8 protein-coding genes and 2 pseudogenes are annotated in these 12,329 nt (G+C 69.7%); 8 read left to right on the forward strand and 2 right to left on the reverse strand.

What is annotated here, in order from left to right; all coding sequences use genetic code 11:
* Window positions 1–18 precede the first annotated feature (18 nt).
* A complete protein-coding gene (locus ACP4E5_RS34470; RefSeq protein WP_425835642.1) occupies window positions 19–468 on the reverse strand; it encodes a cell division protein SepF in 450 nt (149 codons plus the stop codon).
* A 528-nt stretch (window positions 469–996) separates the two neighbouring features.
* Between ACP4E5_RS34470 and ACP4E5_RS34475 the strand changes: the two genes are divergently transcribed.
* The 8 genes and pseudogenes from ACP4E5_RS34475 (at window position 997) to adhE (ending at window position 11,056) form a co-directional block, all read left to right on the forward strand.
* A complete protein-coding gene (locus ACP4E5_RS34475; RefSeq protein ID WP_425835644.1) occupies window positions 997–3,375 on the forward strand; it encodes a sensor histidine kinase in 2,379 nt (792 codons plus the stop codon).
* A pseudogene (locus ACP4E5_RS34480) lies at window positions 3,372–3,801 on the forward strand (roadblock/LC7 domain-containing protein). Before ACP4E5_RS34475 ends, ACP4E5_RS34480 begins: the two are co-directional and overlap by 4 nt.
* 101 nt (window positions 3,802–3,902) lie before the next feature.
* Window positions 3,903–4,166 (forward strand): annotated as a pseudogene (locus ACP4E5_RS34485) (DUF742 domain-containing protein); the annotation flags it as partial.
* Window positions 4,150–4,746, forward strand: coding sequence for a GTP-binding protein (locus ACP4E5_RS34490; protein WP_425835646.1), 597 nt, complete (start codon window positions 4,150–4,152; stop codon window positions 4,744–4,746). The pseudogene ACP4E5_RS34485 and the gene ACP4E5_RS34490, both read left to right, overlap by 17 nt.
* 232 nt (window positions 4,747–4,978) lie before the next feature.
* Entirely contained in the window at window positions 4,979–5,881 is a 903-nt protein-coding gene (locus ACP4E5_RS34495; protein WP_425835648.1) for a S1 family peptidase, read from the forward strand.
* Window positions 5,882–6,047: 166 nt separating this feature from the next.
* A complete protein-coding gene (locus tag ACP4E5_RS34500; protein ID WP_425835650.1) occupies window positions 6,048–6,980 on the forward strand; it encodes a slipin family protein in 933 nt (310 codons plus the stop codon).
* Window positions 6,981–7,210: 230 nt separating this feature from the next.
* Window positions 7,211–8,293, forward strand: coding sequence for a S1 family peptidase (locus ACP4E5_RS34505; protein WP_425835652.1), 1,083 nt, complete (start codon window positions 7,211–7,213; stop codon window positions 8,291–8,293).
* Between the two features lie 165 nt (window positions 8,294–8,458).
* On the forward strand, window positions 8,459–11,056 hold the full coding sequence (gene adhE, locus ACP4E5_RS34510) for a bifunctional acetaldehyde-CoA/alcohol dehydrogenase (protein ID WP_425835654.1): 2,598 nt from the start codon (window positions 8,459–8,461) through the stop codon (window positions 11,054–11,056).
* Between the two features lie 84 nt (window positions 11,057–11,140).
* Here the strand turns inward: adhE and ACP4E5_RS34515 are convergent, their stop codons facing one another.
* Window positions 11,141–12,187, reverse strand: a complete 1,047-nt coding sequence (locus ACP4E5_RS34515) for a DUF3533 domain-containing protein (RefSeq protein WP_425835656.1) — start codon at window positions 12,185–12,187, stop codon at window positions 11,141–11,143.
* Between the last annotated feature and the right edge of the window lie 142 nt (window positions 12,188–12,329).

A 12,329-nucleotide genomic window follows, 5' to 3' on the forward strand; every position in this document is an offset into this window, starting at 1 on the left:
GGGAGGCCCCCGAACCGCTCAGCTCTGGTTGAAGAAACCGTCCGTCGGTTCCTTGGTGTCACGGCCCGACACGATCTGCGTGTCCGCGGGGCTCAGCAGGAACACCCGCGTGGCGACCCGGTCGATCGAACCCCGCAGGCCGAAGATCAGGCCCGCCGCGAAGTCCACCACGCGCTTGGCGTCGGCCGCCTCCATCGACGTGAGGTTGATGATGACCGGAACCCCGTCCCGGAACATCTCTCCGATGCGCCGCGCGTCCCGGAAGCTGTCGGGGGTCACCGTGCCGATCCGGCGGCCCTTCTCCTGGGCCTCCTCGGAGGCGACCTTCACGCGCGGGTCCGTGACCCAGGCCGCGTCGCCGGCGGCGGCGGGCTCGGGCCCCTCGTCGTAGTCGTCGTCGTAGTAACGCTCTTCATCGTTGTCGTCGACGAGGCCAAGCCAGGCACTCGCCTTGCGCACCGATCCCATGGACGCCTCCTCTCACAGCGGTTCCTCTGCGTTCCGCATGTCGTGCATCCCCAATGTTCGTCCATGATGCAGATACGGCGCCAAGGGGATAGCCGCCGCGCGGGGTTTTCGTGACGGTACTGGTGCACAGTCAACGCGGTGTTGTCCCCCAGTTCCCAAGGGTTGTACGGGATACGGCTGCTGATGGTGAGTGAAATATGATTCTTCACGGCGTATGGGTGACCTTCGGTGCGTACGGGTGAACGGGAAGCTCGCGCAAGGGATCGACATGACGCCCGGACGCCGGTGATACGCGGCCGAGGTGACGGTCTGTCATCCGGTGTGCGGGGAGTGAAGCGCTGGCCCTGTATACGGGCCGAGGGCGGCCCGGGCGTGTGACGCGGGGTCATCTGCGGTCCTGTCGCGATGCTGTTTCCGGTATGTAAAACAATCATCCGATCCGGTGACCGGCGTCCCGGAGGACTCGTTGGCCCGGCGCGGAAGCAGCGTTTCCGCGCCGTCAACCAGCCCTCTCCATAAGGCATTTCAGTGGACCTCGTCTCGTCGGTGACGGCCTCCGTCACCGCTTCATCCCGACCCCGCACCATCCGAACCCGACTCCTGCGCATCCTCGCCCTGGCCACGGCCGTCCTCCTCACCCTCCTCGGCTTCTTCGCGGCCGAACAGATCTCCGGCTACCGGGCCGCCTCGGCGACCGCGGCCGACGCCCGACTCGAAGTCACCCTCCAAGGGCTCGTCCACGAGCTGCAGAAGGAGCGCGGCCTCACCACCGGGTACGTCGGCGGGGTGCGCCAGTTCAGCGCGAAGCTGCCCGCCCAGCGCAAGGCCACCGACACCGCGCGCGCCGCCCTCCAGGACGCGTACGACGAGCGGGGCACCTCCGCCGCCGCACGCGACGCGCTCGGGCGGCTCGACTCGCTCGCCGGCATCCGCAAGAGCGCGGACGACGGATCCGGGCAGGTCAAACCCACCTTCGACTACTTCACGAACACCATCGCCGAGCTGGCGGGACTCGGCCGTGGCCTCGACGACGTCGCCGACGGACCGCTGCGCGACGCCTACCAGTCGCTCCAGGTCCTCGGTTCCGCCAAGGAGTTCATGGGCCAGGAGCGGGCCATCGTGCTCGGCTCCGTACGAGCCGGCGGGCACTTCCGCGGCGACGACTACAGCCGCTTCATGGAGATCCGCTCCGGCCGGCTCACCGCCCTCGACACGTTCCCGCGCACCGCGACCGCCGCGCAGGAACGCCGCCTGAACGCGGCCCTCGCCACCCCCGACGCCGAGCGCGCCCTCGGCTACGAGTCGACCGCCGTGCACGGCGCGGGCCGGCTCAGCTCCCGTGACGTACCGCCCATGGCCTGGTGGAACACGATGACGTCGACCATCAACGGGCTGCGGGACGTGCAGGTCTCCATCGGGGCCGACGTCGAGCACCGCGCCGCGGAACTGGAGAGCTCGGCCCAGCGCGACCTGCTGCTCTTCGTCCTCCTCGCGCTCGCCCTCATCGCCGCGCTCGGCGCGCTCGCCCACGACTGCGTACGCTCCGTCTCCGCGCCGCTCACCGGGCTCGCCCAGCAGGCACGGGAACTGGCCGGGGTGCGGCTGCCGAAGGCCGTCGCCGCGGTGCAGGCGGCCGGGGACACCTCGCCCGAGCCGCCCGCCCCGCTCAGCCTCGCCGCCCACGCGGGCGCCGAGGTGCGGGAGGTGGCCGACGCGTTCGACCGGGTGCAGAGCGCCGCGTTCGACCTCGCCACCGAGCAGGCCGTGCTGCGCCGCAACGCCACCGACTCGCTGGTCAGCCTCGGGCGGCGGAACCAGAACCTGGTGCGCCGTCAGATCAGCTTCATCAACAAGCTGGAGCACCAGGACGCCGACCCCGACACCCTCGCGAACCTCTTCGAACTCGACCACCTGGCCACCCGAATGCGCCGCAACGCCGAATCCCTGCTCGTACTCGCGGGGGAGTCGAGTCCGCGCACCTGGTCGACGCCGCTGTCCGTCACGGACGTGCTGCGGGCCTCGCTGTCCGAGGTCGAGGAGTACCGGCGGGTCACTCTGCGGCGCGTCGAGCCCGCCCACGTGTCCGGCTCCGTCGTCGCCGAACTCTCGCACCTGCTCGCCGAGTTGGTGGAGAACGCGCTCACCTTCTCGCCGCCGGACTCCGACGTCGAGATCGAGGGGCGGCGCACCAGCGAGGGCTACCTCGTCGCCATCGTCGACCACGGGCTCGGCATGGACACCCGGGCCCTCGCGGAGGCCAACGTACGGCTCTCGGGGAACGCCAGCTTCATGGCCGAACCCACCCGGTTCCTCGGCCACTTCGTGGTCGGCGCGCTCGCCCGCAAGTGCGGGATCGAGGTGCGGCTCGGCGAGGCGCCCGCCGCCGGCGTCGTGGCCCGGGTGCTGGTGCCCGAGGCACTGCTTACGGAGGCAAAGGCCCAGGTGGACAAGCCCGCGAAGCCGCCCGTGGAGTCCGGTTCGACGCCCGCGGGGCCGGCCAAGCTGCCCGTCCCCCGCAAGGAGACACGGCCGCTGGCCGCGGCGGGCTCCGAAGCCAAGTCCCGTACCGCACCCGCAGGTTCGGCGTCCTCCGCGTCCCGTACCCGTAACGGACTCGTCAAGCGGCCGCAGCGGAGCGCCATCTCGAAGGCGGTGCACGAGACCGACGCGCCGACCAGGCCCGCGCCCGAGGAGCCCGCGACCGAGCGCACCCCCGAGGGCGTGTCCGGGATGCTGTCGGGCCTGCGCAGCGCCCATATGCGCGGATCCATCAGTGTCGAGCGGGAGCGCGCGGCCACCCAGGAGAAGACCGGCGCGCGCGAGAAGACCGCCACGCGGGAGAAGACCGGCACGCCGGACAGGATCGAGGCCGGGGACGGCGCCGAAGGGCAGGACGACACCAAGTGACCACCGTCGACACGCGGGGCGACTCGCAGACCTTCAACTGGCTGCTCGCCAACTTCGTCCGCAACACCGACGGCGTCCGCGACGCCGTCGCCGTCTCCTCCGACGGGCTGCTCATCGCGGTGTCGGACGGGCTCGACCGCACCGAGGCGGACCGGCTCGCCGCCATCGTGTCGGGCCTGTCCAGCCTCGCCCGCAGCGCCTCGAAGCGGTACAGCTTCGACGGCGTGAAGCTCATCATGATCGAGATGGGGCGCGGCTTCCTGCTCGTCTCGGCGATCCGGGACGGCAGCTGCCTCGGCGTGCTCGCCGACAGCAGCGGTGAACTCGGCCTCGTGGGCTACGAGAATGGCCGTCCTCGCCGAGCGGGCGGGAGACCTCCTCACGCCGACGCTCATCGCCGATCTGCGGGGGACGCTGCCACGATGAGCGAGGTGTCGCACGAGCCGTCCCAAGAGCATGAGGGTGACGACGACCAGTTCGTCCGCCCCTTCATCATCACCGGTGGACGCGCCCTGCCCGCGCAGGCCGATCTGCGCCTGGAGACCCTCGTCGTCGCGCTCGACGCGGCGGAGGGGGCCGCGCCGCTCGCGTTCGAGCACCAGCGCATCGTGACGATGTGTCAAGAACCGTCCACCATCGCGCACATCGCGGAGGCCGTCGGGGTTCCGCTCGGAGTCGCCAAGGTGCTCGTCGCCGACCTCGTCGTCGGCGGACGACTGTCGTGTTCGCAACCCGCGGAGCTGCCGCTCCACACCCTCGAAAGGATCAGGGACCATGTCAGGGCGCTCTGAACGCATCGCCCCGCTGGCCGTGAAGATCGTGGTCAGTGGAGGTCTCGGTGTCGGCAAGACCACGTTCATCGGGGCGGTGTCGGAGATCGAACCGCTGGACACCGAGGCCTCGATCACCCAGGTCTCCGTCGGCGTCGACTCGCTCGACGGGGTCGAGGACAAGACGACGACCACCGTCGCCCTCGACTTCGGACGCATCACGCTCGACCCGACCCTCGCGCTGTACCTGTTCGGCACGCCCGGGCAGGACCGGTTCTCGTTCCTCTGGGACGACCTGGTGGAGGGCGCGCTCGGGACCGTGGTGCTCGTCGACACACGGCGCATCGAGGACTGCTTCCCCGCGCTCGACTACTTCGAGACGCAAGGGGCGCCGTTCGTGCTCGCCGTGAACCGGTTCGAGGGGGCCGAGCGCTTCGAACTCGGCGAGATCCGGGAGGCGTTGGGGCTCGGCGGCGAGGTGCCGATCGTCGAGTGCGACGCCCGCACCCGGGCTTCGGTGCGGGATGTGCTCGGCGCGCTGATGGACCAGGTGATCGGGGTGCGCACGCGGCCGAAGCGGACGCCTGCGCTGTCCCGCTGACCAGGGAACGTCTCCGCCCCGCCGCTCCCGCGGCGGGGCGGAGACGTTTGCGGAGAAGTGGCGGAAGTCCGAAAGGCACTCTTGTGCGTGGCCGCCGGACCGGCGAATACTCCCGTCAGCGATTGTCAGGAGCACGGCGTGTCCGGGATCCGGACCGCCGCCGCACCCCTGACTGCGCCTCACGGGCCCAACCCCACGAGGGCCCCCGACTTCCCTACGGGAGGAACGAGCAGTGAGGATCATGCGCAGCACCCCCCGCAGCGGCAGAACCAGATCGACCCGGCTGATCGCCGTCGGTACCGGTCTGCTCGCCGTGGCAGCCTTCGCGATTCCCTCCGCCAACGCGTCCGACGCGGCGCACACGTTCAGCGCCGCCGAACTCACCCAGACCCGGGACGCGGTGCGTTCCGCCGATGTCGCCGGCACCGCCTGGGCTGTCGACTCCAAGACCAAGCAGGTCGTCGTCACCGTCGACAGCACGGTCTCGCAGGCCGAGATCAACAAGATCGAGAAGGCGGCCGGTGACACCGCGGGCGCCCTCAAGGTCGAGCGCACGCCGGGCACGTTCAAGAAGCTGATATCCGGCGGCGACGCCATCTACGCGAGCAGCTGGCGCTGCTCACTCGGCTTCAACGTCCGCAACAGCGCCGGGACCTACTACTTCCTGACCGCCGGTCACTGCACCGACGGCGCCGGAACCTGGTGGTCCAACTCCTCGCACTCCACCACCATCGGCACCACCACCGGATCCAGCTTCCCCGGCAACGACTACGGCATCGTCAAGTACGCGAGCGGCGTGGCCCACGCCGGCACCGTCGGCAGCCAGGACATCACGAGCGCGGCGACCCCCTCCGTGGGGACGACCGTGACCAGGCGCGGCTCCACCACCGGCATCCACAGCGGCAAGGTGACCGCCCTGAACGCCACCGTGAACTACGGCGGCGGCGACGTCGTCTCCGGACTCATCCAGACCACGGTCTGCGCCGAGCCCGGTGACTCCGGCGGCCCGCTCTACGGCGGCACCAAGGCCTATGGCCTCACCTCCGGCGGCAGCGGCAACTGCACCTCCGGCGGCACCACGTTCTTCCAGCCGGTGACCGAGGCGCTCAGCGCGTACGGCGTGAGCGTCTACTGATCCGACCCGCTCCACCCCGCGATACCTCCGCGGTCGCAGCAGCCAGCAGTGGGAGCCCCCGTCCGGCCATTTCGGCCCGGCGGGGGCTCTCCCTATGTGCCCCTTACGGGACTACCGTCGAAGTACGCGCCTTTTGCGCCCACTTCGGACCCTGGGGGGCCGTGAGATGGTCGAGGAACTGGTGACGGCGGGAGTGGCCGTCGTATGCGCCGGCGGGGTCTACATGATGTCCGCGGCGCGGGTCGTCAAGCAGTACGAGCGAGGGGTGGTGTTCCGGCTCGGCCGGCTCACCCGGTCCGTGCGCGGCCCCGGGTTCACGATGGTCGTGCCGTTCGTGGACCGGCTCCGTAAGGTCAACATGCAGATCGTGACGATGCCGGTGCCCGCGCAGGACGGCATCACGCGGGACAACGTGACGGTGCGGGTGGACGCCGTCATCTACTTCAAGGTGATCGACCCGGCCGAGGCCGTGGTGCAGGTCGAGGACTACCGGTTCGCCGTCTCGCAGATGGCGCAGACGTCGCTGCGTTCCATCATCGGCAAGAGCGATCTCGACGATCTGCTGTCGAACCGCGAGAAGCTCAACCAGGGCCTGGAGTTGATGATCGACAGTCCGGCCGTCGGCTGGGGTGTCCAGATCGACCGGGTCGAGATCAAGGACGTGTCGCTGCCGGAGACAATGAAGCGCTCGATGGCCCGGCAGGCGGAGGCCGACCGGGAGCGCAGGGCCCGCGTCATCAACGCCGACGCCGAGTTGCAGGCCTCGAAGAAGCTCGCCGAGGCGGCGGGCGTGATGTCGGAACAGCCCGCGGCCCTCCAACTCCGGCTGCTCCAGACTGTGGTGGCGGTCGCCGCCGAGAAGAACTCGACGCTGGTGCTGCCCTTCCCGGTCGAGCTGCTGCGCTTCCTGGAGCGGGCCGCGCCGGGGGACGCCGCGCACGCGGCTCAGACCGCCGTCACGCACCTCGCCGAGGGGACGCTGCCGGGGCTGACCGAAGCGCGTGCGCAGGCCCCCGTGTTCGAGGAGAAGGAGGCGGCGGAGGCCCCTGAACCCGCCGTGAACGGTGGCCAAGCAGGGGCGAAATCCGGACAGGACTAGACCTCACCCTCCGCCCATCCCTGAGTGCCTGGAGTCTTTGCAATGGGGATCGACGTGCGGCGCGGGGGCGCACCCAAGTGGTGAAGGGCGTACGACGGTTGGCGAACGCGCGTCCGGAAGTCGACCTTGTGTGCCCCCTGTGACGGTCGGGATAGTAGCCCAGTCAGCCTCACGGATCCGGTCCGGCCCCACTCGAACCGGAATCCCAACCCCCCACAGGAGGACGAGAGTTGAAGCACCGACGCATACCCAAGCGACGTGCCGCAGTGGTCGGAGCGGGAATCTTCGCCCTGGCCGCCGCGGGCATCACCTTCCAGACTGCGAACGCCAGCACGGACGCCCCCGACCTGGTGCCCCAGAAGCTGTCGATCGCCAAGGCCGGAAGTCTCGCCTCGAGTCTGACCAAGGACCTGGGCGCGAACTCGGCGGGCAGCTACTACGACGCCAAGACCAAGCAGCTCGTCGTCAATGTCCTCGACGACGACGCCGCGCAGACGGCGCAGGCCGCCGGCGCGAAGGCCAGAGTCGTCCAGAACTCCCTCGCCGAGCTGAAGGGCGCACGGACGACCCTGAAGCAGGACGCGACCATCCCGGGCACCTCCTGGGCCGTCGACCCCGCCACCAACAAGGTCGTCGTCACCGCCGACCGCACCGTCAAGGGCGCCGACTGGAACCAGCTCACCGGAGTCGTCGAGAAGCTCGGCGACAAGGCCGAACTCAAGCGCAGTCAGGGCGAGTTCAAGCCGTTCATCGCGGGCGGCGACGCCATCAGCGGGGGCGGCGGCCGCTGCTCCCTCGGCTTCAACGTGACCAAGGGCGGCGAGCCGTTCTTCCTCACGGCGGGCCACTGCACGGAGTCGATCTCCACGTGGTCCGACTCCAGCGGCCAGGAGATCGGCACGAACGCCGACTCCCAGTTCCCCGACAACGACTTCGGGCTCGTGAAGTACACGTCGGACGTCGACCACCCCAGCGAGGTCAACCTCTACAACGGTTCCGCGCAGCAGATCACCAAGGCGGCGGAAGCCACCGTCGGCATGAAGGTGACCCGCTCCGGCTCCACCACGCAGGTGCACGACGGCACGGTGAAGGGCCTCGACGCCACCGTGAACTACGGCAACGGCGACATCGTCAACGGCCTCATCCAGACCGACGTCTGCGCCGAGCCCGGTGACAGCGGCGGCTCGCTCCTCTCCGGCGACTCGGCGATCGGCCTCACCTCCGGCGGCAGCGGCGACTGCACGTCCGGCGGCGAGACGTTCTTCCAGCCGGTGACGGAGGCGCTCTCCGCCACGGGCACGGAAATCGGCTGACCTGAACGCCTGTACCCCGCCTCCCGGAAACCGGGAGGCGGGGCTTTTTCTTTGGTCCCCGGGGCCTTGGTCCCGCGCACCAGGGCCCTTCCGCGCTCCATCAGCGGAGCGTAAAGGTGTGGAATTGAGGCATCAGCGAAAAAGGCACTAAAAAGGGAGCCTGCCGTGGATGTCGAGGGGACAGTCGACGAACTCGTCGCGGGAGCGCGGGCGGCGCTCGCGGAATTCGAGACGTACGACCAGGAGCAGGTCGACCACATCGTCAAGAAGGCGTCGCTCGCGGCGCTCAGTCACCACGGGGACCTGGCGAGGGCCGCCGTCGAGGAGACCGGCCGGGGCCTGTTCGAGGACAAGGCGGTCAAGAACCTCTTCGCCAGCGAGCACGTCGTGAACTCGATGCGCGGACTCAGGACGGCCGGTGTCATCTCCCGCGACGAGATCAACGGCATCACCGAGATCGCCGAACCCGTCGGCGTCATCTGCGCGATGACCCCCGTCACCAACCCCACGTCGACCACGGTCTTCAAGGCGCTGATCGCCCTGAAGACGCGTAACCCGATCGTTTTCGCCTTCCACCCCGGCGCCCAGAAGTGCTCCGCCGAGGCCGCGCGCATCGTGCGCGACGCGGCCGTCGAGGCCGGCGCCCCCGCGCACTGCGTGCAGTGGATCGAGGAGCCGTCGATGGCGGCGACGGGCCTCCTGATGAACCACGAGGGCGTCTCCACGATCCTCGCCACCGGCGGAAACGCCATGGTCAAGGCCGCCTACTCGTGCGGCAAGCCCGCCCTCGGCGTCGGCGCGGGCAACGTACCGGCGTACGTCGCGAAGGACGCCAAGCTGGGCCGCGCCATCCACGACATCGTGCTCTCCAAGGCCTTCGACAACGGCATGATCTGCGCCTCCGAACAGGCCGTGATCCTCGACCGGGAGATCTACGAGGACGGGATCGCCGAGCTGCAACGCCTCAAGGCGCACGTGGTGACGGCCGCGGAGAAGGCCAAGCTGGAGGAGTTCGTCTTCGGCGCCACCGCCCACGGCGGCGACTGCTCGGGCGCCAAGCTGAACGCGTCCGTCGTGGGCAGGTCGGCCGCCTGGATCGCCGAGCAGGCCGGTTTCGAGGTCCCCGATGACACCTCGATCCTCGTCGCCGAGTGCGCGGAGGTCGGCCCGGACGAGCCGCTGACCCGCGAGAAGCTCTCCCCGGTCCTCGCCGCCCTCAAGGCGAGCGACACGGAGCAGGGGATCGAACTGGCCGCGCGGATGGTCGAGTTCAACGGCCTCGGCCACTCCGCCGCCATCCACACCGAATCCCCGGAGCTGGCCGAGGAGTTCGGCCGCCGCGTGAAGGCGATCCGCGTCATCGTCAACTCGCCCTCCACGTTCGGCGGCATAGGCGACGTCTACAACTCCTTCCTCCCGTCGCTGACCCTCGGCTGCGGTTCCTACGGCCACAACTCGGTCTCCAACAACGTCTCCGCGGTCAATCTCGTCAACATCAAGCGGATCGGCCGGCGCAACACCAACATGCAGTGGTACAAGATCCCGCCGAAGATCTACTTCGAGCGGGGCGCCATCAAGTACCTCGCGGAGATGGACGATGTGCACCGGGTCACGGTCGTCACCGACAAGACGATGGGTGACATCGGCTTCGTCCAGAAGGTCACCGACATCCTCAACTCCCGCCCCACAGCGGTGACGTTGCAGGTCATCGACAACGTCGAGCCGAACCCGGAGCTGGCCACCGTGCAGGCGGGCGCCGCCGCGATGCGGGACTTCCGCCCCGACACGATCGTCGCGCTCGGCGGCGGCTCGCCGATGGACGCCGCGAAGATCATGTGGCTGATGTACGAGCACCCGGAGATCGAGTTCGCTGACACGAAGGAGAAGTTCTTCGACATCCGCAAGAGGGCTTATACGTTCCCGCAGTTGGGGGAGAAGGCGAAGCTCGTCGCCGTCCCGACCACCTCGGGAACGGGCTCCGAGGTCACCCCCTTCGCCGTCATCTCCGACCCGGCCGCCGCCCAGAAGTACCCGCTCGCGGACTACGCGCTCACCCCGAACGTGGCGATCGTCGACCCGACGCTGCCGATGAACCTGCCGCCGACGGTGACCGCCGACTCCGGCTTCGACGCGCTGACCCACGCCACCGAGGCGTACGTCTCCGTGTACGCGAACGACTTCACCGACGGCCAGTGCCTCCAGGCCATCAGGCTCATCTTCGAGAACCTGGAGGCGTGCGTGACGGAGGGCTCCCGGGCCCCCGAGGCGCGCGAGAAGATGCACAACGCCTCGACCATCGCGGGCATGGCCTTCGCCAACGCCTTCCTCGGCCTCGTCCACGCGATGGCGCACACCCTCGGCAACACCTTCCACGTCGCGCACGGCCGCACCAACGCGCTGCTGCTTCCGCACGTCATCCGGCACAACGGCACCGTCTCGTACAAGGCGACGCCGTGGCCGAAGGCCGAGACCTACCGGGCGCCCGAGCGGTTCCAGGAGATCGCGAAGATGCTGGGGCTGCCGGCCGCGAGCCCGCAAGAGGGCGTGGAGTCGTACGCGAAGGCGGTCGAGGAACTGCGCGACCGCTGCGGGATCCCGGCGTCGTTCCGCGAAGAGGGCGTCGACGAAAGGGAGTTCATGGAGGCCCTGCCGCAGCAGGCCATGAACGCCTACGCCGACCAGTGCGCGCCCGCCAACCCGCGGATGCCGATGATCGACGACATGAAGCGGTTGATGCGGCAGGCGTACTACGGGGCCAAGTAGGGCCTGGCGACGGGCTGTTGAGCCCGAGCCGGCCGGCGACCCGGTTCCAGCCGGGAGGGCAGGACCCACTGGAGCATCAGGGGTTCATGCGGTGGGTTCCGCCGCAGGCACCGGCCCCGTCCGCGCGCCCCGCCGCTTCTCGCGCAGGCCCGACACCAGCAGCGTCGCGACGGTGCCCACCACCGCCCACGCGGACAGGACGAGCAGGGACTGGGTGAGGTCGTTGCCGTGGAAGTAGGCGATGGAGCGGGCTGCCCAGGTGCCCGCGCCCGGTGGCAGCCAGGGGCCGATCGCCTGCCAGAACGGCGGCAGCATCGGCAGCGGGAAGGCGCCGCCCGCGCTCGGGTTGCCCGCGACGACGATGATCAGGACCGCGAGACCGATGCCGACGACGCCGGTGAGTTCCTCCAGGGCGAGCGTGATCGCGCCGACGGCGAGGGTGATCAGGGCGCCGAGCCCGGCCAGGCCCCAGAAGGATCCCGGCAGCGCGCCCAGGATCGAGTCGCCGATGATCAGTGATCCGCCGAGGCCGCCCACGATCGAGAAGACCGCGAGCGAGCCGAGCCGGATGGCGGCGCGCTGCGGGCTCGCCGGCTTGGACCCGGCGCTGATCGACATGATCGAGGCGCACAGATAGCCGCCGACGCACCAGCCGACGACGAGGTAGAACGCCGAGAGGCCGTCGAAGTCCTGCACCGACGCGGGCGCCACGTCGACGGTCTTCACCGTGCGCTGCTGCTGGGCGTCGATCGTGGTGGCCAGCCCCTCGAGCGCGGACGCCAGGACGGTGCCGCCGCCGGACGCGACGTAGAGGGTGTCCCGGGGGCTCTTCGCGCTGAACACCAGGGCGCCGTCGATGTCCCGGTTCAGGACCTGCTCGCGCGCGGTCTTCGCGTCCTTGACCACCCGTGCGTCGAGCGGGGAGCCCGGCAGCTTGTCCAGCTGCTGCGCGAGCTGCTTCGCCGCCGCGGGCTGCGGCGCGACGACGCCGAACGCGACGTCCTTCGGCTTCGGATTGTGCAGCGCCCCCACGTACGAGGTGATGAACAGGAGCTGGAGAGCCAGGACACCGATGACAAGGAGCGCGGCTCTGGGCGTGACGGCGGATCTGAACTCTTCGGCGAACTTCATGCCTCAACGCTCGGGCGCGGCCCTGGCTCGTGCAGTCGGGGTGGGCCGAACGGGTGGGCGGACCCGCCCCGCGTTTCGACTCGCACAAATATTCGAACATGGTTTACGGTGAGGGCATCGGTCCTGATGGGGCTGTTGTGGC

It is taken from the genome of Streptomyces fractus, from assembly GCF_049844455.1.
Lineage (GTDB): Bacteria > Actinomycetota > Actinomycetes > Streptomycetales > Streptomycetaceae > Streptomyces > Streptomyces fractus.